Origin of the sequence: Terasakiella sediminum, assembly GCF_033100395.1 — a bacterium.
GTDB lineage: Bacteria > Pseudomonadota > Alphaproteobacteria > Rhodospirillales > Terasakiellaceae > Terasakiella.
In genome coordinates, this window is the sequence record NZ_JAWLVJ010000008.1 from 153,003 (window position 1) to 179,965 (window position 26,963).

The window sequence follows — 26,963 nt, forward strand, 5'->3', positions numbered from 1 at the left end:
TTATCTGGCGGCGTTTCGTCGTTGTTTATCATCATACATGCGTTTGTCTGCACAGCGATGCAGCTGCCCCGCACTTTTGCCATCCGGGCCATAGCTGGCACAGCCTACGCTGCAGGCCACATTCAGGGGGATATCTTTATAGGTGATGGGGGTGGTTGCGATCTTGTCGCTGATTTTTTGTGCGAGGGCGTTGACCTGATCTATATCGATTTCTGGCGCGATGATCTGGAATTCATCCCCGCCGACCCGGGCAAGCAAATCGGTTTTGCGCAGGTTTTCTTTCAAAATCCGGCTGACGTCTTTCAAGACATAATCCCCGGCGTCATGACCATAAGTATCGTTAATGGGTTTAAACTTGTCCAGATCAATCATGATCAGGGAAAAGCTGTGTTCATAGCGTTGCGCACGTTCAATTTCAGACGTCAAGACTTCATCAAACAGGCGGCGGTTGGCAAGACCTGTCAGTGGGTCTTTGGTGGTCAGATCTTCCAATTCCTGATGGGCCTTTTTCAGGTGTGCCATCAAATCAGTAAAGCTGTCGCGTAGAATTTCGACTTCGGTGATGAAGGATTTTTTTTGCTCTACACCGGGCAGGCTCATCCGCAGGTTCTGCATATGTCGGGCCAGTCGGGTGATGGGGGTGACCAGCAGGTTTCGAATGCAGAAAAGGGTGATCAGCAGTACGGTAATGAAGATCAGCCCAAAGACCATGGTCAGGGTCTGCATGGCAAACTCAAGCGGTACCCCGATGCTGGAGGTAGGGAAAGTGATTTCGATAATGCCGTTGACGTCGCCAATTTCCACATTGGCATGACAGCCCAGACATTCAGGCTGTGCAATCACAGGAAAGATGAAACGCAGCTGATCATCCAGTTCTTCGATATGTTCCACTTTGGTTGCAAAGACTTTTTTGATCAAATCGTCTTTTGCGCGTGCATGGGCGGAAACTTCATCTTCGCCATATAAATCTGAGACCGCCTTTGATCGCACCAGTTTCAGGTTCATATCCGGCAATTTTGTGTTAAAGCGGGTGATGGTTTCATCAATGTTTTCACGTGTCCAGCCTTCGCGCATGGTGGCATACAGGCTTTCAAAAACAAGCTCGGCCCGTTTATGGGCATCATGTTTGGCGATTTCGCGGATCGAATTGGTCTGAATGTAAGTAGTAAAACCGGTGATCATGAAAACAGAGACCAGGGAGATCGCAATAAAGGTCGCGATCAGCAGCTTCGAAATTGAGAATCTGTGTTTCATGTCCCACACCCTTCGCGCAGAGGACCTGCACCACAAGGATACCCCTGAAAGTAACTGATTGGGAATCTATTTTTGATTTAATGTGAGAAAACCATCTTTGCACATGAAGATATTTCTTGTAGGTGCGTCTGGACCATATTGGGGAGGTGAGGCTATGAAATTTGCGCTAAATCAAGACTTTATAAGGGTTTTATGATAGCGTGTGAGTCTCTTGATTTTCAGGTAAGTGTAAAACCATGAGTTACACAGTAAAAACAATTGTGTTCCTGGCCTCCCTGATGATGTTGACCGCTTCAACCATCATCGGTGTGGCGCTTTATACCTGGTATCATTCCAGCATTGAATCTGAATCGGCGCGTCTGAGCCAGCTTGTCACCACGCGCAGCCGAATCATTGAAACCATTGCGCGCCATGAACAGCTGGAAACCAGAGATCTTGATTTACAGAAAATCACCGAACGCACGCTGATCAAATTTCGGGAAGCCCATAGTAGTTTTTCTGAATTTGGGGAAACCGGGGAATTTACCATCGCTTATCGGGTTGGTGATAAAATTCGATATCTGATGCGTCATGTAAATACCATTGCAGATAACCCGGATGATGTTCAATGGGGCACTCCTTATGCGGAACCTATGCATCAGGCGATCAAGGCCAGAACAGGGACTATGATCGGCCATGACTATCGCGGTGTGGAAGTTCTGGCGGCTTATACCCCGATCAATATCCTGAACCTAGGGCTGGTTGCGAAAATTGATATGGCGGAAATACAGAAGCCCTTTATCGCCCATGCGGTGCAGTTTTTGCTGGTATCCGTCTTTATTATCATTGTTGGCAGTTTTGCTTTTTTGCACATTACCAATCCGCTGATCCTGAAAATCGAAAGCGATAACGAACTGATGGAACCCATTGTGCATAATGCCAATGACATCATCTTTTCACGTGATTTAAACAGTAAATATACCTTCATTAATCAGGCAGGCTATGCCTTTATACGGGATGATGTGAATGATGTGATCGGGCGTACGCCTCAAGATTTGTTTTCTGTGGGTGTGGCTGATGTGATTATGGCCCATGATGAACGTGCCATCAAAACCAAGAAGCCAGTGCAATATTCCTATGACTTTGATGTCAGAGGGAGCGTGCAGGTTTTTCAGACCAAGCTGACGCCTATTCTGGATGATAATGAGCAAGTGAGCGGATTGATCGGCATCTCGCGTAATATCACTCAGGACATTGAACGCGATAGAAAACTGATCGCTGCCAATAAAAGAACAGCCCTGATTGCAGATAATACGCTGGATGGTATTATTTTGCTGAATGAAAAAGGCAAAATCGTTTTCTGGAACCCGGCAGCGGCACGTATTTTTGGATATAGTTTTGAAGAAGTTTATGGCCGCGACCCGCACGATATCCTGACCCCTGCTGATGAAGTCGCGACAGCACGTAACGCAATGTCCCATTTCCTGGAAACCGGCGAAGGGGACTTGGTTAATCGCACCATTGAATTAAAGGCCAATCATAAAGATGGTCGCGAGATTGATGTGGAACTGTCGCTTTCATCCATGCGTCAAGACGGCAAATGGCTGGCTTTGGGCCTGGCGCGTGATATTTCGATCAAGAAAGATGCAGAAAACAAACTGAAAGAAGCTTTTACGCAGCGTGATGTCAGTTCAAAAAAATTCAAATATCTGTTCAACAAAGCGCAAATTGGCCTGATGGACGAGAATTTCTATGACCTTTATCAGGAACTGGAACGTTTGCGCGGGCTCGGCATCCGCGATATCAAAGACTATCTGCTAAAGAATATGGATGTGGCGGCCCAACTGTCTACTATGGTCACCATTAATGATGTAAATGGCGAAGTTCTGAATATCTTTAACGCCAAGGATAAGGAACATTTCTATAATTCCATTTCCGAAACCTTTGTTGAAGATTCCGTCCAGGTCTTTATTGATGAAGTGGCTGCCATCTGGAATAAAGAGCCTACGTTCTATGCGGTTGCCGAACAAAAGACCATTGATGGCAGGTTAATTACGGTTCAGATTGATATTCCCATCCCTGAACATGAGGAGAATTTCAAGAGTATCCCGGTCAGTATCAAGGATGTTTCCACCAAAGTGTTGGACGAAAATCGTAATCAGGCCATCCGTGAAATTTCAGAACTGATCCATGACAGTACGGAAACAGAAATTCTTCAGTTTGGTTTGGCCTGGGTGGAAAAACTGACCAACAGCCATATTTCGTTCCTGCATTTCGTCAATGACGATCAGGAAACCATCGAACTCGTCACCTGGTCAAAACGGACACTGGAGACTTATTGTCATGTGGATGAGCTGGAAACCCATTATCCCATCAGAGAGGCGGGGGTCTGGGCAGATGCGTTTAGACGCAGAACCCATATTATCATTAATGACTATGAAAGCTATCCCAGGAAGAAAGGGCTACCCGAAGGTCATGCTTATTTGAAACGGTTGATTTCTTTCCCGATTGTCGAAGGTGACAAAGTACGCGTTTTGTTGGGGGCCGGGAATAAAGCAACGGATTATTCTGATGAGGATGTGACGTCTATTGAAATTCTGACCGACTATCTCTGGCGGGTGATCAGTCGTAAACGTATTGAACGTGATGTGCGCAAGAAAACCCAGGAAGTTCTGAATAATACCCGCAAATATAAAGAGCTGTTTGACAATGCGCAGATCTCACTTTGGGATGTGGACTATTCTGACATTTATCTGGAATTGAAACGGCTTCGAACCCAGGGTGTCAGTGACCTGAATGAATATCTAAGAAAAAACCCGGATGATGTGGATCGTTTCTTGTCCTGTGTGCATATCAACAATGTGAATGAGAATACCGTCGAACTGTTTGGTTTTGATGATGTGGATCATGCCTTGCGTGATTTCCATCTTATCTTCAAAGACAATTCAAAGGATGCTTTTATCAAAACGCTTACATGTTTGTGGGAGGGCAAGTCCAAGGTGGAAGCGCGCACCCAGTATCAGAATATGATGGGCGATCCGATTGAAGCCATTTTATCTGCCCCTCTGCCCAATGATTTTGATGTTTTAAAGAATGTTCCTTTCAGCGTAATGGATATTACCATTCAGGTGCGTGCCTTGCAGGAACTGGACGAAGAAACAGCTGCCCGTGTGGAACTTGAAAATATCATGAACCAAAGTCCGTCGGTCGCCTTTTGCTGGCGAAATGATGAAAACTGGACGGTGGAATATGTGTCTGAAAATGTCAGCGAATGGGGCTATAGCAAACAGCAGCTTGAAAGTGGTAAAATTAAATTCGCTGAAATCATTGAACCCAGCGACCTGGAACGTGTGGGTCGAGAGGTCGCAGACCATGTTGTAAACAATATGAATGCCTTCAGCCAGATGTATCGTATTGTACGCCCGGATGGGTCGGTGCGCTGGATTGATGATCGTACTTGGGTCAGACGTAATGGGAATGGTGAAATTACCCATTTCCAGGGCGTTTGTACGGATGTGACAGAACAAAAAGAAGTGGAACGTCAGTTGTGGCAGGCTCAGAAATCTGAATCACTGGGTAACATGGCAGGCGGCATCGCTCATGATTTTAACAATATGTTGCTGCCTATCCTCGCGCTTGCGGATCTGACCAAAACGCAGGCAGAACCGGATAGTCCAATTGAAAAACGCATGGGCAAGATCATTGATGCAGGCCAGAAGGCACAGGATCTGGTCGCGCGTTTGATGAAATTCTCCAGAACGGAAGAAGTGACGTTTGAAAATCTTGATATTGTTGATCTGATGCATCAGACCCATGATCTGTTGAAACAGACGATCCCGTCCAGCGTGGAAATTATTGTTAAAATCCCGGAAGAAGAAATTTTGGTTCATGGCAATAGTGCGCAGCTTCAATCTGTCTTTATTAATCTTGCAAAAAATTCAGCCGACTCTTTAAATGGGAGAAACGGAAGGTTATATATCAATTTAAAGGTGTTTTTTGATCGGCAAGTTAAACAAAAGAAATTTGAAGGTTTGGACCGCAATGAACGTTATGTTCAGCTTTCCTTCAAGGACAACGGGGAAGGAATGGAGGAAAAAACCCTTCGGCGTATCTTTGATCCGTTTTTTACGACCAAACCTGTAGGTGAGGGAACGGGCATGGGGCTTGCGATGGTGCATGGGATCGTCACAGCCCATAAAGGCGTTATAATTGCGAACAGTAAGTATGGCAAGGGCAGCACCTTTGAGATCTATTTACCCATTTGCAGGGGGTAAGTCGAAAAAGCTATATAAAATCAAAAAATTAAAATGTACACTTATGGTTAATAAAAAAACAAAAATCTAGGGAGATATAGACAGTGACCACAATTCTTGTAATCGATGATGAAGAGCTGGCACGCTTCACCATTCGTGAAGTTCTGGAATCTGAAGGCTTCAATATTCTGGAAGCCGAAGATGGTGAAAAAGGTTTGGCCGTCTTTCATGCGACTCCCGTTGATCTGATCATCACCGATATCATCATGCCCCACAAAGAAGGGGTCGAAACTATTATCGAACTGAAACAGGAAGCACCCGATTTGAAGATCATCGCCATTTCCGGTGGTGGGCGAACGCGGAACCTGGATTTTCTGAAATTGGCCGGGGAATATGGCGCGGACAAAGTGATCGCAAAACCGTTTTCCGCAACCGACCTGCTTTCGGCTGTTAAAGAATGCCTTGGCTAAGCAGTATTCAGTTTACTGCCTAACACGGGAGCTTTCCCATGAATGAACTCAACGAAACCCAAAAACGATTTGAAAATTTTCTGGCGGATCGCAGTGCGACCAGCAAGGGCCGTGTGTTTGTGCTTGATCTTACGCCCGTGAAAGAAAAAGTCGGGGATCGATGGGAACGTGCGCAGCGTCAGATTTATGCCACCACCAAAGACGTGGTTCAGCACCGCCTGCAGCACAATGATGTGCACTGCTTGTGGGATGAGGTCCGCTATCTGATCGCTTTTGCTGAACTGGATCAGGCCCGTGCGCGGATCAAGATCAATCTGATCGCACAGGAAATCACCCAGCGTCTGTTAGGCTCGCCAGATCAGAAACAGGCCATCAAGGTGTCCATGGCGACCACCGGGGAAAATGGTGGCTTTTCCTGGGATAAAAATGCTGATCCATCCATGCTGATTGACAACGGGGAAGAAAAGGTGACGCGCGCCCCGATCAAGGAAGAAAAAACAGAAAAGTCAGAATATATAAATGACGATGTGGACTTTATCTTCCGTCCGCTTTGGTTTGTGAAAAACAAGATCATTTCGTCTTATTTCTGCATCCCGGTGCGTGCCATTGGGGATGGGCGATTTTTCTCCAGCTACAATACGCTGGATGATGATGATAATCCCGAAGCCCTGGCTGCGCTTGACCTCTTGACCATGAAACGGATTTATAAAGAGGCGGTCCAGTTGGAAAAGGTTAAAAATCCGGCCCTTCTGACGGTGCCGATCCATTTTGAATCACTGGCTTCAACAGGCAGGCGGACGAACTTGTTGGCGCAATGTCAGAAGAATCTTGCGCCTTATCGCAATAAGATTGTGGTGGAATTGACCCATCTGCCCGATGGCATCCCCCAATCACGCCTGCAGGATTTGATCCAGAGCCTGAAGCCCTTTTCCCGGGCGGTGATGGCACGATATGGCTCACTCCATCGCGATTTTACGGGCTTTAGACATATTGGTCTACATGCGGTCGGGGTGGATCTTTATGATGATCGCAGGTCTGAAGCGCGCATCATCCCCGAATTGGAAAGTTTTGCGGAAAGTGCCAGCAAGGCGGGTTTGCACACCTATGTGCATGGGGTGCGTTCCATCAGCCTGACAACGGCAGCCATCTGTGCCGGGATTGACTATGTGGATGGTTATGCGATCACGGATGTGCAGGAAGGTGCGCGCGATGTTAAATATTACAGCATCCGCAATCCTTATGTTGCCAAATATACTTCTGAAAAGGAGTAAGCGATGAAACAGGTTATTGAATATCTGGGTCAGGATGGCGATGGGCCTTTGAAGAAAGACTACTGGAAACTTTTGAGCCTGATGTTACGTGATGCCCTGGCAAATAATGCCAACGGGGTGGTGTTGCTGCGCTTTGATCAGCTTCAGGGTTTTGCCGAAAATATCTGGGAAGAGGTCTGTGAAAGCTTAAATGCGATTGTGAATGGTGAAGCTCAGAATATTTTGGGGAAAGATGACCAGATTTTCGGGTTTGATCCGTCCTCTTACATCGTGATTGCCCATCGTGATCACGCGTATACCTCTTATGAACTGGCGGAAAAGCTCAAGAACACCATCGCAGTCCATATGATGGGCGGACCACTGGGCCAATCAAAGATCAACCTGCTACAGGTCGATGCGATTGGGGAAACAGGCATTGAAGCCAGCGGTGGGCAACAGGAAGAACGGTCTGTCCCTGCCACGCCCGTAGCTGAAGAGAGCGGGGAAATCTTCCTGGAAGAGATGGAAGATGTGTCTCTGATCGGGACAGCGTCGTTTGATTTTCTGCCCATCTGGCATATCCGGCGCAATTTCGTCATGACCTTTGAATGTATCCCCAGATGGCATTTGGAAAATGGCGACATTCTGGATGAGGCAGACCTGTCCGAACGGTTTAGCCGACATGATATGGAACATGCGCTTGATGCGGTTACCGTGCGCCATGCGGTTGATCAGGTGGTGCGGGTTATTGAACATGATGCCATGGCTTCCATCCTCGTGCCTGTGCATTTTGATACCATCATGGAAGAAGAAGGCTTTTCCCAGTTTCTGCAGGTCTATAGGGAACTGACGCCCGTCTGGCGTGAACGGGTATCAATGGAGATCAAATGTATCCCTGATGGGGTGACATTTGAAAATCTGTGTATCTGCATGAACCGCTTGCGTCCTTACTGCAAGGGGTTATATGTGCAGGTGCCGCTGTCTTTTAACCAAATTGGTGATTTTGGTGTGGGCGGGCTGGTTTCTGTCGGTGTTGATCTGACTCATGAAACCCGCGACGAGATTGATATCATTGCTGATATGGAAAAATTCATTTTCAAGACATCACAAGTTCCCAGCTTACAAACTCATGCGTTGGGCCTGCAAACCGTAAGTTTGAGTGTCGCCGCAATCTGTGCCGGGTTTGATTTTATTGGGTGTCGCCCCATTGAAGAAGAACTGGAGGGCTGGGGGATTGATGATTTCCTCGTCAAGCCACTGGATCTTTATAAACAGCTGCTAAAAGCTAAAACGTAAGGAGTGGACGCTATGTCTATTTTTGATTGGCAGGAAGACTACGTGATCGATAACGCAATGATCGATGAACAGCACAAGCGCCTCCTTATTCTGGCGGAAAAGCTTTTTAATGCGGTGATTGACCAGTCTGAAGACACCAAGATTTTCTTTGATGAGTTGCTGGCCTACACCCAAAAACATTTTGATGATGAAGAAGCTTACTTCAAAAATGCAGGTGCGACCGGGTGGCAGCATCACGCGCGTGAACATCAGACCCTCGCAGAAGAGCTTCTGGATGTCTGGAAAAAAGAAGCACTGGGTTTTCAGTCTGAAAAAGGCCGCATCCTTCTGAATTGGGTGGAAGAACGTCTATTGCCCCACATGATGATTGATGATCAGGAGACTTTTGCCACCTGCTCTTAAGGAATAAACCCGATCATCGTCACATCATCGCGGCGGGTCTCATCGCCTTGATAATCTTTCAGACCCTGGTGGAGCATGTCTCTTTGTTCCGCCATTGGTTTGCCTTGTGCGTCCAGCAAAATCTGCTTGAAGCGTTTTTTGCCAAACATACGACGGCGCAGGCCCCCGATTTGATCGAAGAAACCATCTGTGGACATATAGAAGGATTGTTGCGCCCCTTCTAACGCGATGCGGTTTTCGGCAAATTCTTGGTCTTGTGGGATGTTGCGATAGCCAATGCCGCTTTTGGTGCCTTTAAACTCGGTGATTTCACCATCTTGCACCATAAATAGCGAGAAACGTGCGCCTGCGTACACAATCTGATTATCAATGGTATCCAGACAGCAAATACCCAGTTCCAGCCCGTCATCGGACTCTCCCTGTTTGCCATGTTGGTTCAGAGTAAACTGAATAACCTGGTGCATGCGCTGGATCAATTGTCCCACATTGCCTGGTTCAATCTCTGCCATGGCGCGATCAAGGGCACCTGTGGAAATCAGTGTCATAAAGGCCCCTGGCACCCCATGGCCTGTGCAATCCGCTGCAATGACAATCGGCATGCCACCCCACATATGACACCAGTAAATATCGCCACCAACCACGTCACGCGGTTCCCACAGGACGAAATAATCCTGCATGGTCGCCTGAATCATATCTTCGCCTGTCAGAACTGCACGCTGGATGTTGGAGGCATAATTGATACTGCTGGAAATGACTTCCAAAGCGTCATCACGTTCACGCTGGGCTTCCAGACGTTCAGAGATATCGTTAAAGGCAATCACGGCCCCAACGATTTCGCCATCCCTGAAGACGGGCGTGCTGTTATATTCAATCGGGATGGGGCTGCCGTCCTTGCACCAGAGCATCTCGTCATCAATGCGATATGATTGGCCTTCGGTGAAGGATTTATACATCCAGCAGTTTTCAACCGGATAATGGCTGCCATCGGGATAGGTGTGATGGAACAATGGATGGGCTTTCACACCCAGCAATTCATCTTCGCTATAGCCCAGCATTTCAATACAGCGCGGGTTCACAAAGGTGATGATACCGTTTGTATCCACCCCGAAGATACCGGATCCAGCCGATGTCAGCAGCAGGCGGTTGCGTTCTTCGGATTCATTCAATGCGGCTTCGGCTTCTTTGCGTGTGGTGATATCCCTTACGATCCCGGTGAAGATATATTCGTCCCGGATCAGGCTGGAACCGACAGCCAGATCCATTGGGAAGGTCGAACCATCTTTACGTAGGCCAATGGTTTCCCGGTTTCTGCCTACCGTCGAACTGATGCGATCCGGGGAATAGGCCGCCAGATACCCGTCATGGGCACTTCTATCTGGTTCTGGCATTAGCATTTTGATGTTTTGGCCGACCACTTCGCCAGAATTATAGCCAAAGATTTCTTCGGCTGCTGGGCTGAAGCCCTGAACGATCCCGTCCTGACCCATGACAATGATGCCATCTACCGCATTTTCAATGATGCTGCGGATACGTTTTTCACTGTCCATGATTTTTTGTTCAGCAGCTTTTCGTTCCGTAATATCCGTGCGGATGGAGATATAACGTTCAATCTCATCCTCTTCGTTGGTGAACGGAATGATGGAAGCCGCCATCCAGACCAGTTGACCATCTTTGCAGCGGTTACACAGCTCCCCATGCCAGACTTCACCGGATGAAATGGTGTTCCACATTTCGGTATAGAACAGCTCGGTATGTTTGCCGGACTTCAATAGACGATGATTTGCCCCGATTAAGGTGTCACGATCATAGCCGGAAATTTCCACAAATTTGTCGTTCACATAGGTGATTTTGCCATTGGGGTCAGTGGCACTGACAATTGCGTGGCGGTCCATGGCAAACTTTTGGAAGTTCAATTCCCGTGTGCGTTCGCGCACTTCAATTTCCAGGTTATCGCGGGCCTTGCGCAAAGAGCGGTTGGCGCTTTGGCCGATCCAGACGGACAGGCCAGTTAGCCCCAAGGCACTGACGACGGCCACGCCCAGTACGATCAACATGGTGTTACGCAGCGTCCAAAACGTCGCCATGGCTTCGGCTTCATCCTGTTCGGTGGCAATCCCAAGACCATATTCTGGAATCCAGCTCCAGGCTCCCAAAACGTGCACGCCGCGATAATCGCGATAGCCTTCGATGTTTGATCCGCTTTTGCCTGATAAGGCTTCTTCCGCCATCAAGGTAAGCGGCAATTTGCTGCGTTCTTCTTCGCTACGCACCTCCCCAACAACCAGGCGATGCAGAGGATCTCTTAAAGGAAGGTTTAGAATGGCGGATTGTCCCGCTTCAATCAGGCTCAGATCGATCAGGTCCTGAGTATAGCGGCTGTCCGTTGTCATCAAGCCATCGCTATCAAACAGGTAGGTTTCCCCGGTTTCGCCCAGACGTCCCAGTTGGGTCAGCCCGGTCAGGTCATGATGCGGATTATAAGGCATGGCCAGCAGCGCGAGGACTTTCTTGTCTTTGCCCAATATCGGCATCAGGTAATAGCCCATATTATGAGACTGATTATGCCCATTTGGTTTTGCGTGGTTCATGTGCGGTGTTTGGAACGGTGCAACAAACTGTTCGGCGCCGGCGGCAGCTTTTGATACCAGTTCGGGCTTCATTTTCTGGAGAACATGGGGCTTGCCCAAAGTCTCATCCTTGGAAGAAGCCAGCACGACCCCGTTGAGGGAGAGCACAGCGAAATCGTGAGAATGGGCTGTGTTTTCGTGGCTGCTAAACCAGTAACGGATAAAGCTTACGGCATCGCTGGTGCGCAGGGTTTCCGCATCAGGTGGCAGTTTAACCAGATCGGCCACGCTTGCGACGATCATCTGATCCGTGGTGATGATTTTCAGGTGGCGTTTTTCACTTTCCACCCAAGTGCGGATGGCCTCAAGAGTAGTGTCACGCACGGTCTCCAACTGGTCCCGCAGGTTATTGCGGAAATCAACGTTGGTTTTACCAGCCGTCACCCAGGCCCCAATGACAACAACACTTAAAAAGACGGCGACAAGAAGCAGCCCGGTGCCACGGACTTCCTGGGACTGATAGGCGGCTGTAACTTCGCGTTTGACCAGACGGTTGATCAACGTGCGGATGATCATCAACAAAACGATCAACCCGATGGAGATACCGCCTACGATCAGAACGATCTGCATCACATCTGTTTGAGTTTTAGCCGATTTGGCGACAGGCCCTTGGGTGGAGAACCATTTTTCCCGAATGGAGGCGACTTCTTCTTCGCGCACATCCTGGACGGCACGTTGCAAAATCTGTTGCAGCATCGGCAGGTCTTTGCGGATACCGATGCGCAGATCGTTGCTAAAGGCCGGGTATTCGATTGTGGAAACGATAGCAAGGTTGCTGAGGAAAAGTTTTTTAATCAGATAATCCTGCACAGCCAGCCCGCCGATGGTTGCGTCCACATGTCCAGCGGACACCTGTTTTAAACAGTCACTTTGATCCTTGGTCAGCACAAGGGAAATGGCTGGAAACTGGGTTTCGATAATTTCTTGATAGAAATAGCCTTTGGGCACACAAACTGTGCGGCCAAAGAGGTTATCAAATGTTTGGACATCCGATCCGGTGCGAGTGATCACCATTGGAGGGTTGTTGACGTATGGATCGGTATAACTGATGTATTTTTCACGCTCCGGCGTTTTCACGATATTGACCATGACGTCGAGCGAACCATCTCGCATCATGCCTAAAAACTCGCTCCAACTCGGTCCTGTCACATGTTCAATTTCAAATCCGGTTTTCTCTGCAATCAGGCGCATATAATCAACTGAAAATCCGGTCGGGCGACCTTCCTGATTAAAGTCAAAGGGCGGCCAGTCCATTTCATTATGAACGCGGATGACGGGGTTTTTGCGCTGATACTCTTTTTCTTCGGCACTCAGGGTCAGGCGGTTTGTAACACGCACTGAATTCGGTGCTTTTGCCATCCATTTCTGATGAATACTGGACTTTTCATCCAGACTGATATTGGCAAGGGCTTTATCCAGAATGTCGCGCAGGATCGGCCAGTCTTTGCGCACGCCAATGGCCAAAGTTGTGACCGGACGACCAACGCGACCATGGATTTTGACGTTGTTGATAAATTCACGCTCCAAAATATCCACACCGACGGCACGGTTCCCGGCATAGACGTCCGCTTCCCCGCGCGACACTGCACCCAGAGCAAGGCTCGTGTCGGGATATTCCTTGATCGTCAGGCCGGGTACATTTTCTTTGAACCATTTGACGTTGCCAAAGCCTTCTTCCAGGGCCATGACCTTGCCTTTTAAATCACTTTCCCCGGCGATATAATCCGCATCGTCGCGCGCAATATACACATGCGGGATCTTGAAATAGGCCTCAGTAAAATGAAAGTGGGCTTGGCGTTCAGCGGTGGGCGTGATGTCTAAAAGGGCAGGTAGTTCTTTATTTTTGACCTTCTGGAAATTGTCTTTGAAGGGGCCCGGTTTCAGGGTCAGAAGGCCGTTCAATTTTTCATTTAACGTATCAACCAAAATGGCGTTGATGCCTTCAATCTCTCCATTGCGCCCAATAAAACTGATGGGCGGCCAGGCTTCCATGGTGGCGATTTCGACGGAAGGGTTTTCCGCCAACCAGTTGCGCTCTTCTTCTGTTAAGCCAAGTTCATCCTTTTGGGGTGGCATAAGCCATTTTTCTTTAAGTTCCACCCATTCGCTTTGGGTGATGGAATTCAACCCTTTCTGGACGATGCTGGCGACGATCGGTTTGGTTTTCGCTACACCTAGTGTGAATTCCCCCTGGCGGTCATCGATTTGGGCGGTGATGCGCAGACCATTGTCGCGCAGGAAAGCCTCACTAACCCCGACCCAGGCGAGGTAACCATCACCTTCGCCCTTTGCCAGAGCTTTCAATGCCGCTTCTTCAGACGAAAATTGCTTGATGACGGCGTTGGGCAGTTCGGCCTTGATCTTGTCAATCAGGGAGGCCTTGGCGCGGACATGGATGGTTTTGCCATCCAGCTTTTCCCATTCATTGATGGGCTCATCCGATGCGCGCATGACAAAATCAGCAGGCTTATAATGATAAGCGGTGGAGAAATAGAAATCCGTCTCACGCGCCTTGGTCCAGCTGAGCCCCAAAATGCCATCTGCTTCGGCTGTCAGAGCTTTTTGATAAGCTTCTTTCCAGGTATCAAACGGCCAGGCGACCAGATTGGTGCCCAAATGGCGGTTGATCAGGCGCAGGATATCGGCATGCATGCCTTTGTGACGCCCGGACTCATCGCGCATGTCATAAGGCGCCCAGTTTTTCAGCACGGCAATGCGGGTGATGGGATGGGTTTTCAGCCATTGGGTTTCTTCGCTATTGAGCAACACGGCACTGGGGGCGCTTTGGTCGCGCGGACGCAACCATTTTTCACGAAGGGCGGTCAGTTCATCCTGTGTAATGGCCGCCAGGCCTTTTTTCATGATGCTGAACAAAACAGGTTTGTTCTTGTGAATGCCAAAGCGCAACGCCCCGCCTTCTTCGGCGCGGCTGGCAGCGATCTTCAGTCCCGGGATGAAAGTAGCTTTCTGTTCATTGCCAAAAAAGATCATGGTGGAAATATGGGCGTCCACCAGACCGTCTCTGACCATATTCAGACCTGCCCGTTCATTGGCAACCAGTCTTAAATTATCTGCAAAATCAGCTTTTAGTGCGTCCACATAAGCCAGGCCTTCCCCGGCCGATAGTTTCAGGCCGTTCAAATCTTTCCATTTTTTGATGCGTTCTTCACCGTCTTGGGTGATGACAACGACCGGGTCATAGGCATAGGCGTTGGTGTAATTGATCTTCTTGGCCCGTTCCGGCGTGATGGAAAAACTCATGGCGCCATCGACTTCGCCATTCAGGGTTTTTTCCACCAATCGGGGCCATTGATCAAAGAATTCCGGCACGATGGTCAGGCCCGTGCGTTCTTGCATAATCTTCAGCAGGTCCGCATTCAGGCCAGTGTAGTGCCCTTGATCATTTGTGATATCGACAGGTTCGATAAAGGTGGTCACTGCAATGCGGGTCACCGGATTTTCCTGCAGCCAGGCTTCTTCTTCTGCCGACAGATCAATGGTCTGGGTCTGGCTGGAATAGAAATAGTCAGCCGGATTGGTCAGCCAGCGTTTTTCAATCTGTGCCAGGCGGCTGCGATCAACGCGGCGAAAGCCGTTGTTGATTTTACGAACAATGTCTTTGCGTCCTTTTTGAACGCCTGCCAGGACAAAGTTTTTAAAAAGCGTTTCTGCGCCTTCCTGAATGACACCGCGCAGGCCCATTCGGGCGAGACTGGCTTCAATCGCAACCGATTCTGAAATCACCGCATCAATTTCATTTTTCATGACGCTGGTAACCATTGCACCAGCATCAGGAAATTCGCGTACTTTTACATGGGGAAAACGTTCACGTAAGAAGCGTTGCTGATAGGTTCCGGAGACCGCGCCAACCGTCATGCTTTGCATTTTGTCAAGGGTAAGGGGCGCTATATCCGGGTCGCTGAAATGAAGGGAGGTTCGGCCAATATGAATCGGGTCTGAAAAATCCAGGAACTGGGCACGTTGATCATTGTGATAAAGGCCGGAATGAATATCTGCCTTGCCTGAACGCACGTTTTCAATGGTGTCAGGCCAACTGCTGATGACAAATTCAACAGGTGTTCCGGTGGCGCGGGACCATTCTTTCCACATATCGACAAACAGGCCGAAGGGACGACCCGTCGGACCGATCACGCTATAAGGCGGATAGTTGTCAGTTATTGCAATCTTAAGGGGTTCTTGTGCATGTGAGAGCGTCGAAAGAAACGACACCAGCAAAAAGACAAACGCAAAAAGAATTCGACCCGGACCTTGTGTCATCTATAGCAACCCTGAATAACGATTGGACAAAAAAGATTATCTTGGATTCAATTCAAAGTCACAGAAAAAACGTATCTAATAACAAGTTATGGTTAAGAAAAATTCTTTCACAAGGTTGAAAATCATGTCACATTAACTTTCTAATAAATAAGAATGGCTTAAGATGATTCTCATTCGGCTGATCGTTTTCAACAGGAGGGACGTACATAATGCTTGCATCTGAAATGTACGAATTTAGAAACCTGCTTGCAGAAAAAGGGATTTTATTCTGTTACAGCGGCTATCTGACCGAAGATGTCTTAAGCGGGATCGGACAGGCGATCCGAATGAAATTGCAGCTGGAAGAAGCTGATAAAACGGTGGCGCGCAGCGTGTTCTCGCTGTTTGTTGAACAGGTGCAAAATGTCATTCGATATTCAGCGGAAAAAGAAGAATTCATGTCCGGTGATTCCAAACGTGAATTGCGCTTTGGGGTGCTGACGGTGGGGTGCAAGGATGATGTGTTCTTTGTGTCCTGTTCCAACCTGATCGAAGAAAAAGATGTGGCCCGTCTTGGGAAAAATCTGACCCATATCCAGCAACTTGATTCAGATGAATTAAAGCAACTTTATAAAGATACCCTGAAAGGGGAAACGCCAGAAGGCAGTAAAGGCGCCGGCGTCGGTTTTATTGATATCGCCAGGCGGGCTAAAAAGGGTTTTGAGTTTGATTTCATCCCGGTTGAAGAGAAACGCAGTTATTTTAGTATCAAAGCTTACGTATAAGAAGAATTAGAAAAATGGAAAACATTAAACTGGCATCGACAGAACGCTCTCCGGAAGTAGATTTTGATTTTGAAAAGAACGTTTTCTTTTTACGCGGTGAATCCTACCCAGAGGATGTAAATGAATTTTACGGTCCCGTGATGGAAAAACTGGAAAGCCATTTTGAAGCGCAATCCGGCCAGGACATCACTTTTACCTTTGAACTGATTTACTTTAATAGCTCCACAGCTAAAATTCTGATGGCTTTGTTTGAACTGTTTGACGAAACCTGCGAAGCGGGTAATCAGGTGTCCATTAAATGGGCTTACGAAGAAGATGATGATAATATGCTGGAACTGGGCGAAGAATACGGCGAAGACCTGGAACATGCATCCTTCGAGCTGGTGGAAGTCGCCGTCTGATTTAACGGTCGCTCGGCTTTAGGGGGCTGATATGGCATTTGAAATTTTCAAGAAAGAGAAGGCCATCATTGATGCCGCCAAAGCGCTGTTGGAAACCGATGACTTGCCAGATGATGCCAAGGCCCCTTATCAGGCGCTGCTGAAAGACTATGAAAAACTTTTTAAATCTACCAAACGTCTGGTGCGTTTAAGTGATCGTAACGAGGCAGAGCTTAACAAACTCGCCAATAATCTGGATGATAAAAACAAGACGCTGGAAAATCTCTCGCAGAACCTGTCGAAATATCTTTCTCCGCAGATTTATGACTCTATCTTTTCCGGGGACCGAGAAGTTCGCCTTAAAACAGATCGTAAAAAACTGACGGTGTTTTTTAGTGATTTAAAAGACTTCACTGCAACCAGCGAAAATCTTCAGCCCGAAGACTTGAATTATCTGCTCAATAAATACTTTACCGCCATGACGACCATCGCGCTGGAACATGGCGCGACTATCGATAAGTTTATTGGTGATGCTATGTTGCTGTTTGTGGGGGACCCGCAATCCAACGGAGTGATCGAAGATGCCAAGGCTTGTGTGCGCATGGCCATTGCCATGCAGCGCAAGATGGAAGACCTGAAAGACATGTGGATCAACAAAGGTTTTGCCAAACCATTTCGCATGCGCATCGGGATCAACACAGGCTATTGCAATGTCGGGAATTTTGGCAGTGACCACCGCATGGATTACACCATCATCGGCGGCGAGGTAAATCTGGCCGCGCGTCTGGAACAATCCAGTGATACCGATGGCATTTTGCTGTCGGCTGAAACATATGCCTTGGTGAAAGACATTGTGGATGCGGAAGAACGTGAACCCATCCACGTCAAAGGCATTCAGCGTGAAGTGCGCACCTATGCGGTCAAGGGGATCTATGATGATATCGACAAGGACCGCCGCTTTATCCATAAAGAACGCCGTGGCCTGACCTGCCTGTTGGATATCGACAAAATCCCGGCAGAGGAAAAGGACGAGGTGGTGAAAGAGCTGGAAACCCTGATCATGCAGGTGAAATCAAGCTGATGGATTTTGACCTCTTTAAAAAAGAAAAAGACGTCATTGAAAAGGCCGAACAAGCGATTGCGGAAATTGATCAGGACCTGAGCCCGTTTAAAGAATTGCTTGCCGAATATAAAAAACTGTCCAAATCGACCCAGCGGTTGATCAAACACTCTGATCGCAATGAGCAGAAACTGCGTGCGGCAAAGGACCAGATCACCCAGCAGAAAGAAGAACTGGAACGCCGCCAGCAGGAACTGGTGCGCGCAGAAAAATTGGCGTCCCTCGGGCAGTTGGTCAGCGGTGTTGCGCATGAGTTAAATACGCCATTGGGGATCATTCTGACATCAGCAAGTGCCTTTGAAGAAGAAACGGCCCATCTGGAAAACCTGATCAAGAACGCCAAGGCACGTAAATCCGATGTGGCGAAATATATGGAAAGCGCGAAAGAGATTTCGACCCTTTTGACCGGTCATAGCCAGAATGCAGCTGACCTGATCCAAAGCTTCAAGGCCGTAGCGGTGGATCGTCATGTGGATGATCTGCGTGATATTCAGCTCGGTGATTATGTAAATGATATTGTCGCAAGTCTGGCCCCGGCCCTGAAAGGTAGCAATATTCAGATTGATGTCAGTATCGATGATGACTTGGGGATGGTGACCTATCCCGGTGCGCTTAATCAGATCATCACCAACTTGATTTTAAATGCGAAAATCCATGCTTTTGCCAACCCCATTGATCAGCCATGCATCCAAATTTCTGCTGCGCTGGAACAAGACCGTGTGACCATCCGTGTAAAGGATAATGGCTGTGGGGTGACGGACGATAAAAAAGAACAGGTGTTTGACCCGTTTTACACCACCGCGCGAGATCAGGGCGGTAGCGGGCTGGGGCTGCATATTGTCCATAATCTGGTGACTGCCAAGCTGGAAGGTCATCTGGATTTGCGCGACAACCCGTCTGGTCAGGGCTGTTGTTTCCAGATAGACTTACCACAGGAAATAAAGACGAAGGGGATGTTAGATGAGTGACGACTGGGCAGATGATGATGACTTTCTGGATGATGGCCCGATAGAAGACGGTCAGCTGGCGGGTGCAAACAGTCCCTGGGTCATGCTGATTGTGGATGATGAACCGGGCATTCATGACGTGACCAAAATCGCCCTGAAACGTTTCAGCTTTGAAGGCCGCCCGCTTGAATGTCTCAGTGCCTATAGTGCGGCGGAAGCCCTGGAAATTTTGCAGAGCCGCGATGACATTGCACTGATCCTTTTGGATGTGGTGATGGAAACCGATCATGCCGGGCTGGAACTGGCCCGCCAAATCCGTGATGATTTGGAAAATGAAGCGGTGCGCATTGTGCTTCGGACCGGGCAGCCGGGTCAGGCGCCGGAACAGGATGTAATTATTGCCTATGACATCAATGATTATCGTGCAAAGACTGAACTTTCCAGCACGCGCCTGTTTACCACGGTCATTGGCGGATTGCGTAGTTACCGCGATGTGCTGGCGCTGGAAAGCTACCGCGAAGAGGCTTATCAGATGCTTGCGGAAAATACACAATCTATCCAGTCCCTGATTAATCTGAGTGAGGCTGCGCTTTTCCAGTTGGGGCAGGGGGGGATGGTCGTGCGATGCAATCAGGCTTTTGCAGACCTGCTGGGATTGGAAGACCATGCGATCATTGGCTTTGCCTTAGAGGATATTGCCCCTGCGGCATTGCTTGCAGCTTGTGATGAACGTTTGGACAAAGTCGATCTGAATGGGACGTCTTATCAGCTTAAAACGGAAGAAACACCTTTTGGATTGAGCGGGAGTTTGTCTTAAATGAAGGCAATCCTGATTGAACCATATACAGGCATGCGGGTCATGGTGCGCGGGGTGTTAAAAGCGTTTGGCATCACAGAATTGCATGAACCACGCACATCACTGGAAGCCCTGAAGATATTGATGGATAAGCCTGTCGATTTCTTTATCTGTTCTGAACATATCGTGCCTTACGATGCAACCCTGTGTCACAAGCTGTTTCGCGCTGCCCTGGAAGATGAAATCCGCACTACCCGCAGTCTTGTGATGATGGAAGAAGGTAATGATCAGTTAAAGAAAAGGCTGGTTGATGTGGGGTGTGATGAGATTTTGCTGAAACCTTATAGTGCGGATGATATCGTGGCCCGCCTTAAGCGCCTGATCCGCAATCGGGGTGCTTTTATTGAAACCAAAGCCTATGTGGGTCCGGACCGTCGAAAAGATGATGTCGATTTCAAGGATGATGAGATGAGAAGCGATTTGACAAACCCGGGACGTGCAGAATTTAAATATACCATGCGTCAGTTGCTGGGCCGTTTGTTCAAGCTGGAAGCCGACCTGATTGAAAAGAAAAAGAAGGAACGCGAAGGCGAACGTCTCAAACCCGGTGTCTTTATCGAAGAAAGCGGCGATGATCATGAAGATCAAGTCACGTTGGAAGGCTTGCGTATTGGTCTGGTGCTGACCCGCCCGGTAAAGGCAAATTCCGGCATGTTGGTGTTGCCTGCCGATGTTTCCCTGAAACGCAAATCCATTTCGCGCCTGGAAGATATGGTCAATATGGGGCAGGTGGAAGACCGCTTTTTCGTGCGTGAAATTCAGGTGGAATGATCAAAGCCTGATTATTTTTTTTTAAGATTCTTCACGCAAGATGTTGGAAAGTTTCTGTGCAGCTTCTTGCAGGCTGTCCAGATGCGTTATGGCTTGTTCCAGGCTCATACGGGGTGTGGGGGCATGGAAGGCAAGACAGGCAACGACTCGGTCATTGCCGTCTTTGATCGGGGTCGCAACTGCGATCAAACCTTCGATAAATTCTTCATTGTCTGTTGAATAGCCGCGTTCGCGAATAACCTGAAGCTCTTTTCGTAATTCATCCGGGTCACACAATGTATTGTCTGTCAGTTTCTCAAGCTCGTTGGCTTCAAGGATCGGCGTCAGACGGGAATTGGGGAGAGAGCTGAGGTAGATTTTACCACTGGCTGTACAGTGGAAGGGCACTTTGGCCCCGCTGGCAAACTGCACACGTAGCGGCCAGTTTGTTTCCACACGATCCAGGTAGATCATGTTATGGCGGTCCGGAATAACCAGGTTAATGGTTTCGCCGATTTTCTCGGACAAGGCCTGCATAACAGAAAGACGGGCGGCTCTGGTACGAATGGAAGACATGGTGCCCAAAGACATTGTTCTCATTCGCGGACCAGGTGAATAATGCCGCCCGTCCATTTCACGTTGAAGGAAATGGGATTCTTCCAATGTTGAAAAAATCCGGTGAATTGTCTGTTTCGGTAAGCCGAGGGTTTTGTTCACTTCCGTCGGCGTTACCGGAACGCCTAGCCTTGCCACTTCTTCCAGAATAAGTAAGAAACGTAAACTTCTGGAAGAGACTTCTTTTTTATCATGTGGCTCGACTGACAATTCTTATCTCCAATTCATACTGTGGCCTCAGAGTAGTATAGTCGATAACATCGGTGTCATTGCAACAACAAACCATACTACGATCAATGCAATCAGATAAGGCACGGTATACTTCAAGAGCCTGAAATATGGAACCCCTGTTACACCACTTGCCACATATAAATTCAAACCATAGGGCGGTGTGATGAAGCCGATTGATCCACCAACAAGGAAGATTACAGCAAAGTGGACCGGATCAACACCAATAGAATGGGCAATTGGCGCCAAAATTGGTGCCAGAATGATCGTGTTTGGCAGACTTTCGAGTACCATGCCCGCAACAAATACGATGGCCATCGCTGTCAGCAGAACGGCGTAATATCCGCCCATACCTGTCACAAATTCCTGAATGGTGTCTTTTGCACCCAACAAAGAGAGAATCTGTTGCATTACAACCGAGATTGCGATCATTGGGGCAAGGATACCTGTGATTTGTGCAGAACGAATAACGATACCTGGGATGTCCTTGATTTTAAAGCCTTCAACCAGGATCATCTCGCTGTAGGTCTTGTCATTGACATCACGCTCACCTTTGGCGGCATAACCCAAGATGCGATAAAGCGGCAGGGAAATCAGACCAACGATCATACAGAAACCAACCGTTACACCCGCTGCTTCGGTAGGGGAGAATTTACCTGTGTAAATACCCCAAAGAACCAGACCAATGGCGAAGAAGCCCAACCAGGACCCGAACGCTGTTTTCAAAATACGGTTTAGGCTGATGGGGATCAGGTGGCCCCAACCGTTTTTACGGCAGATTAGCCAGCAGGCAAGCTGCATACCAAATACCATCAATATACCCGGGATAATCCCGCCGATGAACAGATCTGAAATCGGCAGGTTCATCAGGAAGCCATATACAATAAAGATAATGGAAGGCGGGATGATGATACCAACGGTACCGCCGGATGCTGCCGTAGCAGCTGCGAATCGTTCATCATATCCGTTTTTAACCATTTCCGGGTGCATCATGGCACCGATGGTGGCTGTTGTGGCAGAGTTGGAACCGGAAATCGCAGCAAACAGACCACATGCGCCAAGGCTTGCCATCGCCAGACCGCCGCGCAGCCAGCCAAGGCAGGCATAGGCAAAGTCTGAAAGACGTTTGGCAATCCCTGATCTTTCAATCAAGTCACCAGTCAGAATAAACAATGGCATCGCCAGAAGGGCAAAACCGTCGGTAAAGACGTCAGAAAGCGCAACACCGATATTGTCCAGTGTCAGGCCAAGAACGAAACTGCAGAAAACGACCCAGAGACCAATCACAAGGAAAATGGGAACACCCAGCATAAACAAGCCAGTAACGCCTGCAGAAATCAGAGAAATTAAAGTAGCATCAGTCATTTGAAAATCCTATTCACCACCGATTGCAGACATTTTGATCAACGGCTTGCCTTCGCGGTAGTTACGGAAATCTTCAGAAAGATTTTCCATGACGCGGGCGCACAAGATCAACCAGCTTACAGGTACAACGGCGTAGAACCACCACTGCATGATATTGTCGGTTCCCAACAGAATCTGGAAATTGGAAGCCGAGTTAGCTGTTTGTTTTAAAGATGTCACGATCACGATCATCGCAAAAGCCAGCCATAAAACAGCATCCAGCGTCAGGCAGGCCATTTGGCCACCCCGTGGGAGTTTCATGCGGAATTCAGCGAATGAAAGGTGAGTTCTCAGTTTTGTGTTATACGCACACCCGGCCCAGGCCATAATAAGAAACAGATAAGGGGGGAGGGTTGTTGACCAGGGGGCCTGTACCTGAAAGACGAAACGACGGATCACTTCAATGAAGATAATAAAGGCGATGGTCAGATAGGTCGTTACTAGAACGGTGCGTTCAAAATATTTATCAAGGATGGTAATGGATTGCAGGGTCTTCATGAAAATGAAGCCACCACCCAATACAAGAATAACGCCAAATAAATAAGCAGCGTCACTATTTAAAGCATCAGAGATTTCAAACCAGTCCCCAGATGCTACGGCTTGGAAAATAGTTCCGAGCTCACTAAATAACGAAGACATAAAAGCCCTCCCGTGTTCAAAAGTTATTCTTATTTTTTTTGAATGAGATTACATGCTCCGTCCTGCATTGAGAACGGAGCATGCAATGATTTAAGCCGATTGTGGATTAAGATTTCCACCAGCGACGTGGCTCAACGTTTTCAGGCAGCATATCTTTGGGAACTTCACGCGCGATACGGTGAATTTCTTGATATGTGTCCAGACCGCCAGACCATTTGTTAAGACGCTCACGCCATTCTTCCCAAGGTTTCGGGTTGAATTCTGGTGAACACATTTCTTCAGCCATTTTGATTTCAGAATCAGGCAGGAATGCAGGACGTACATTGTGCTTGTCGAACAATGTGCCAGGCATAACCGGATCAGAGAAACCAACCGTTTTAACAAGTGCAGCTTCGTTTGCAGCCTGTACGTGAACCTGTGCCAGATAAGAAGATTCCATAACGGCATCTTGCAGGTGTGGCTCAAGCGAATCGAAGACTTTTGCAGACATAGAAGTGTGCTCTGTACCGCAGAAGAATTTCAGATCAACAGACTGGGACACAACAGGGGACATGTTGGCGTAACCAACCGCAGACGCCCAGGTTTCTGCACCATCAATCAGGCCTTGCTTCAGACCGTCAAGTGTTTCTTCCCAGGCAACAGGAACCGGGTTCAGGTTCAGTTGTTGCATGGCGATTCGGCCCAACTGAGTACCTGTTACACGGTTTTTCGTACCAAACAGTGTTTCCAGTTTGTTTACAGTTGGTTTGTCTTTCCATTTCAGACCCAGCTGGATACCGCGCAGTTCGCAATGGCTGAAGAGGAACTTCAGGCCGTGTCGTTTTTCAAGCGGATCACGAAGAATCTTCATGCTTTCCGGGCTGTAGAGGAAGTGATATTGGGACGCACGACCAGGGAAAGCGTACGCATAGTCAAGAACGTTCAGATATGGCGCGCCACCTGCAGAGTTTTGCGTGGAAGCTGCATAGATATCAACGATTCCCTGTTGTGTTTTTTTAACACAGGAAAGCTGTCCGCAAATCTGATTGTCACCAATGAATTCGATTCGGATCTCACCATCCGTACGTTCTTCAAGGTCTTGTGCGAAGAACAATGCACCAGCACGTTCAATCAGCAGGTTGCGAGAGTTGAAACCGGACGCGCCGAATTTCAGTGTGTGTTTAGCCTTTTTACCGAAGCGCTTTTTATAAGTGCTTTCAGCAGCTTGGCCAAGGCTTGCCGTAGATAGCAGACCACCAGTTGCACCAGCAGCGATGAGCGTTGAAGAAAGCCCATAGCGACCAGCGACTTTAAATAAGTCCCGGCGTGAAATGGTATTGATTTTGTCAGACACCTTCATGAGTTGCCTCCCAGTTAGTAATTACAATATTGAGAATTGAGGTCTCATTATTAGCTCACAAAAAAAATGAATGCAAGCTTAAAATGGGACTTGAAGTCTCATTAAAATTCATTTATACCTATAGCCAACATTGTTATTGAGACCTTTGTTCTCATTAATTGCAATAATAAGTAATCGGCAGTTGGGCTTCAATTGATTTTATCAAAATTGGTTGAGTTATTGGAAAACAAGGCAAGTGCTTGATGCTTCTGCATTTACGTCGCCATCATGGCGTGAATTCATAAGTACCAAGTTCATTAAAAATAAATGCTTCGCAGACGTTTGCGGAGTTAAGCAGGAAGGAACAGGAAATGAGCGAACAGGATTCTTTGCAAGCGGGTGCACCTGATTTCGATTATATCGTCGTAGGTGCGGGGTCTGCAGGTTGCGTATTGGCAAACCGTCTAAGTGCGGACCCAAAGAATAAGGTCTTGCTTTTAGAGGCGGGTGCCAAGGATTGGTATCCATGGATTCACGTTCCTGTTGGCTATTTCAAAACCATCAATAACCCGAAATGGGACTGGTGTTATGAAACAGAAGCCGACCCGGGTCTGAATGGTCGTTCTATCAACTGGCCGCGTGGTAAAACGCTGGGCGGGTCCAGTTCTATCAACGGTCTTCTTTATGTTCGCGGCAACAAAAAAGACTATGACGATTGGGAAGCCATGGGCAACCCTGGCTGGTCTTATAAAGATGTTCTGCCCTACTTCAAGAAATCAGAAGATCAGGAACATGGCGCCAACGAATTCCACGGCGAAAAAGGTCCGCTTTCTGTCACAGATGCGACATTTAAAACGGACTTGAGTGACCGTTTCATTCAGGCGGCGGGTGAATTGGGTCTGCCAACAAATAATGACTATAACGGTGCGGAACAGGAAGGCGCTGGTTACTTCCAGCTGACGGCAAAAAACGGTCGTCGTTGCAGCACGGCTGTGGGTTTCCTGAACCCTGTTAAAGATCGTCCAAACCTGACGGTTGTGACACATGCCCAGGCGCAGAAAGTCCTGTTTGAAGGCAAACGCGCTGTTGGCGTGAAGGTTAAAGTCAAAAACCAGATGAAAACTTTTAAGGCAAACGGCGAAGTAATTTTGTCTTCCGGTGCCTTGGGTTCACCGCATCTATTGATGGTGTCCGGTGTTGGTCCGGGCGATCAACTGCAGAAAATGGAAATTCCAATCGTTCATGAAAGCAAAGGTGTCGGTCAGGAACTGCAGGATCACCTGCAGGTGCGGATGGTCTTCAAGATTAACAAGCCGATCTCGCTAAACGATCACCTGAGCAACCCGATTAACAAAATGCTTGCGGGCATGGATTATTTCTTCCGCCGCAAGGGGCCGCTCACACTGGCTGCAAGTCAGGTCTGTGTATTCTGTAAGAGTAAGCCGGAAGTCGAAACGCCGGATATCCAGTTCCACTTACAGCCCTTGAGTGCGGATAAGCCTGGTGACGGCTTGCATCCATTCTCCGCTTTCACGTCCTCAACCTGTCAGTTGCGTCCTGAAAGTCGTGGTCATCTGGAGCTGCAGTCACCCGACCCCAATGTCTATCCGTTGATCCACCCGAACTACCTTTCTTCAACGGTGGATCAGGAAAATGTGGTTGCCGGGATGCGCTGGTCACGTAAGTTCGTGAACACCGATGTTTTGAAGCCGCTGATCGAAGAAGAGCTGCGCCCCGGTGTGGCCGCAGCGACAGATGAGCAATTGCTGGATGCAGGTCGTAACCTCGCTCAATCCATCTATCACCCGACAAGTACCTGTAAAATGGGTCCAGAATCTGATCCGAAAGCGGTCGTTGATACCCGCCTTCGTGTCTACGGAATTGAAGGTCTGCGTGTTGCGGACGCTTCGATCATGCCGGCTCTTGTCTCTGGCAACACAAACGCCCCGACCATCATGATTGCTGAGAAAGCAGCAGACATGATCTTAGAGGACGCAAAGAAATAACCCCCTCCCTCTCTCTATTAAACAAAGAAGACTATTTTTCACACAGGAGACCACACGTCATGGTTAAAATGACAACAGAAGAAGCGTTTATTAAAGTATTGCAGATGCACGGTATCGAGCATGGTTT

At 48.1% G+C, this 26,963-nt stretch carries 18 protein-coding genes; 12 read left to right on the top strand and 6 right to left on the bottom strand.

Going from position 1 to position 26,963, the window contains the following annotated elements; all coding sequences use genetic code 11:
* Entirely contained in the window at positions 1 to 1,254 is a 1,254-nt protein-coding gene (locus RYZ26_RS08410; RefSeq protein WP_317682744.1) for a diguanylate cyclase, read from the bottom strand.
* A gap of 236 nt (positions 1,255 to 1,490) precedes the next feature.
* Here RYZ26_RS08410 and RYZ26_RS08415 point away from each other — a divergent pair, with 236 nt between their 5' ends.
* The 5 genes from RYZ26_RS08415 (at position 1,491) to RYZ26_RS08435 (ending at position 8,904) form a co-directional block, all read left to right on the top strand.
* Positions 1,491 to 5,507, top strand: a complete 4,017-nt coding sequence (locus RYZ26_RS08415; protein ID WP_317682745.1) for a PAS domain S-box protein — start codon at positions 1,491 to 1,493, stop codon at positions 5,505 to 5,507.
* An 83-nt stretch (positions 5,508 to 5,590) separates the two neighbouring features.
* Positions 5,591 to 5,956, top strand: coding sequence for a response regulator (locus tag RYZ26_RS08420; protein ID WP_317682746.1), 366 nt, complete (start codon positions 5,591 to 5,593; stop codon positions 5,954 to 5,956).
* Between the two features lie 38 nt (positions 5,957 to 5,994).
* Positions 5,995 to 7,227, top strand: a complete 1,233-nt coding sequence (locus RYZ26_RS08425; protein WP_317682747.1) for a hypothetical protein — start codon at positions 5,995 to 5,997, stop codon at positions 7,225 to 7,227.
* Between the two features lie 3 nt (positions 7,228 to 7,230).
* Positions 7,231 to 8,502 (top strand): EAL domain-containing protein, encoded by a 1,272-nt coding sequence (locus RYZ26_RS08430; protein WP_317682748.1) that lies wholly within the window; start codon positions 7,231 to 7,233, stop codon positions 8,500 to 8,502.
* Positions 8,503 to 8,514: 12 nt separating this feature from the next.
* The gene (locus RYZ26_RS08435) at positions 8,515 to 8,904 is read left to right on the top strand and encodes a bacteriohemerythrin (protein ID WP_317682749.1); all 390 of its coding nucleotides are present in this window, start codon (positions 8,515 to 8,517) and stop codon (positions 8,902 to 8,904) included.
* Here the strand turns inward: RYZ26_RS08435 and RYZ26_RS08440 are convergent.
* Positions 8,901 to 15,809 carry a transporter substrate-binding domain-containing protein gene (locus RYZ26_RS08440; protein WP_317682750.1) on the bottom strand — a complete coding sequence of 2,303 codons (6,909 nt, stop codon included), beginning with the start codon at positions 15,807 to 15,809 and terminating at the stop codon, positions 8,901 to 8,903. The two genes, RYZ26_RS08435 and RYZ26_RS08440, sit on opposite strands and share 4 nt — an antisense overlap.
* A gap of 209 nt (positions 15,810 to 16,018) precedes the next feature.
* Here RYZ26_RS08440 and RYZ26_RS08445 point away from each other — a divergent pair, with 209 nt between their 5' ends.
* The 6 genes from RYZ26_RS08445 to RYZ26_RS08470 are packed head-to-tail and all read left to right on the top strand — an operon-like array spanning position 16,019 to position 20,647.
* Entirely contained in the window at positions 16,019 to 16,573 is a 555-nt protein-coding gene (locus RYZ26_RS08445) for a SiaB family protein kinase (protein ID WP_317682751.1), read from the top strand.
* Positions 16,574 to 16,587: 14 nt separating this feature from the next.
* The gene (locus RYZ26_RS08450) at positions 16,588 to 16,974 is read left to right on the top strand and encodes a DUF1987 domain-containing protein (RefSeq protein ID WP_317682752.1); all 387 of its coding nucleotides are present in this window, start codon (positions 16,588 to 16,590) and stop codon (positions 16,972 to 16,974) included.
* A gap of 31 nt (positions 16,975 to 17,005) precedes the next feature.
* On the top strand, positions 17,006 to 18,034 hold the full coding sequence (locus RYZ26_RS08455) for an adenylate/guanylate cyclase domain-containing protein (protein WP_317682753.1): 1,029 nt from the start codon (positions 17,006 to 17,008) through the stop codon (positions 18,032 to 18,034).
* Complete coding sequence (locus RYZ26_RS08460) at positions 18,034 to 19,041, top strand: sensor histidine kinase (RefSeq protein ID WP_317682754.1); 1,008 nt, start codon at positions 18,034 to 18,036, stop codon at positions 19,039 to 19,041. Before RYZ26_RS08455 ends, RYZ26_RS08460 begins: the two co-directional genes overlap by 1 nt.
* Positions 19,034 to 19,837, top strand: a complete 804-nt coding sequence (locus RYZ26_RS08465; protein ID WP_317682755.1) for a response regulator — start codon at positions 19,034 to 19,036, stop codon at positions 19,835 to 19,837. The genes RYZ26_RS08460 and RYZ26_RS08465 overlap by 8 nt, the downstream gene beginning before the upstream one ends.
* The gene (locus tag RYZ26_RS08470; RefSeq protein ID WP_317682756.1) at positions 19,838 to 20,647 is read left to right on the top strand and encodes a response regulator; all 810 of its coding nucleotides are present in this window, start codon (positions 19,838 to 19,840) and stop codon (positions 20,645 to 20,647) included.
* A 21-nt stretch (positions 20,648 to 20,668) separates the two neighbouring features.
* On the opposite strand, the gene RYZ26_RS08475 is transcribed toward RYZ26_RS08470, so the two are convergent.
* From RYZ26_RS08475 to dctP, 4 genes are all read right to left on the bottom strand, one after another.
* Positions 20,669 to 21,451 (bottom strand): IclR family transcriptional regulator, encoded by a 783-nt coding sequence (locus RYZ26_RS08475; protein WP_317682757.1) that lies wholly within the window; start codon positions 21,449 to 21,451, stop codon positions 20,669 to 20,671.
* 27 nt (positions 21,452 to 21,478) lie between these two features.
* A complete protein-coding gene (locus RYZ26_RS08480) occupies positions 21,479 to 22,834 on the bottom strand; it encodes a TRAP transporter large permease (protein WP_317682758.1) in 1,356 nt (451 codons plus the stop codon).
* 9 nt (positions 22,835 to 22,843) lie between these two features.
* Complete coding sequence (locus tag RYZ26_RS08485) at positions 22,844 to 23,512, bottom strand: TRAP transporter small permease (RefSeq protein WP_317682759.1); 669 nt, start codon at positions 23,510 to 23,512, stop codon at positions 22,844 to 22,846.
* 106 nt (positions 23,513 to 23,618) lie between these two features.
* Positions 23,619 to 24,851 (bottom strand): TRAP transporter substrate-binding protein DctP, encoded by a 1,233-nt coding sequence (gene dctP / locus RYZ26_RS08490; RefSeq protein WP_317682760.1) that lies wholly within the window; start codon positions 24,849 to 24,851, stop codon positions 23,619 to 23,621.
* A gap of 350 nt (positions 24,852 to 25,201) precedes the next feature.
* Here dctP and RYZ26_RS08495 point away from each other — a divergent pair, with 350 nt between their 5' ends.
* Complete coding sequence (locus tag RYZ26_RS08495; RefSeq protein ID WP_317682761.1) at positions 25,202 to 26,836, top strand: GMC family oxidoreductase; 1,635 nt, start codon at positions 25,202 to 25,204, stop codon at positions 26,834 to 26,836.
* Positions 26,837 to 26,963: the final 127 nt, after the last annotated feature.

What these genes read in the sequence shown, in the direction of transcription:
- RYZ26_RS08465 (WP_317682755.1), top strand. Translation starts at nt 19,034, where the DNA reads ATGAGTGACGACTGGGCAGATGATGATGACTTTCTGGATGATGGCCCG.
- dctP (WP_317682760.1), bottom strand. Translation starts at nt 24,851, where the DNA reads ATGAAGGTGTCTGACAAAATCAATACCATTTCACGCCGGGACTTATTT.
- RYZ26_RS08485 (WP_317682759.1), bottom strand. Translation starts at nt 23,512, where the DNA reads ATGTCTTCGTTATTTAGTGAGCTCGGAACTATTTTCCAAGCCGTAGCA.
- RYZ26_RS08450 (WP_317682752.1), top strand. Translation starts at nt 16,588, where the DNA reads ATGGAAAACATTAAACTGGCATCGACAGAACGCTCTCCGGAAGTAGAT.
- RYZ26_RS08495 (WP_317682761.1), top strand. Translation starts at nt 25,202, where the DNA reads ATGAGCGAACAGGATTCTTTGCAAGCGGGTGCACCTGATTTCGATTAT.
- RYZ26_RS08415 (WP_317682745.1), top strand. Translation starts at nt 1,491, where the DNA reads ATGAGTTACACAGTAAAAACAATTGTGTTCCTGGCCTCCCTGATGATG.
- RYZ26_RS08480 (WP_317682758.1), bottom strand. Translation starts at nt 22,834, where the DNA reads ATGACTGATGCTACTTTAATTTCTCTGATTTCTGCAGGCGTTACTGGC.
- RYZ26_RS08435 (WP_317682749.1), top strand. Translation starts at nt 8,515, where the DNA reads ATGTCTATTTTTGATTGGCAGGAAGACTACGTGATCGATAACGCAATG.
- RYZ26_RS08410 (WP_317682744.1), bottom strand. Translation starts at nt 1,254, where the DNA reads ATGAAACACAGATTCTCAATTTCGAAGCTGCTGATCGCGACCTTTATT.
- RYZ26_RS08455 (WP_317682753.1), top strand. Translation starts at nt 17,006, where the DNA reads ATGGCATTTGAAATTTTCAAGAAAGAGAAGGCCATCATTGATGCCGCC.
- RYZ26_RS08440 (WP_317682750.1), bottom strand. Translation starts at nt 15,809, where the DNA reads ATGACACAAGGTCCGGGTCGAATTCTTTTTGCGTTTGTCTTTTTGCTG.
- RYZ26_RS08425 (WP_317682747.1), top strand. Translation starts at nt 5,995, where the DNA reads ATGAATGAACTCAACGAAACCCAAAAACGATTTGAAAATTTTCTGGCG.
- RYZ26_RS08470 (WP_317682756.1), top strand. Translation starts at nt 19,838, where the DNA reads ATGAAGGCAATCCTGATTGAACCATATACAGGCATGCGGGTCATGGTG.
- RYZ26_RS08430 (WP_317682748.1), top strand. Translation starts at nt 7,231, where the DNA reads ATGAAACAGGTTATTGAATATCTGGGTCAGGATGGCGATGGGCCTTTG.
- RYZ26_RS08460 (WP_317682754.1), top strand. Translation starts at nt 18,034, where the DNA reads ATGGATTTTGACCTCTTTAAAAAAGAAAAAGACGTCATTGAAAAGGCC.
- RYZ26_RS08445 (WP_317682751.1), top strand. Translation starts at nt 16,019, where the DNA reads ATGCTTGCATCTGAAATGTACGAATTTAGAAACCTGCTTGCAGAAAAA.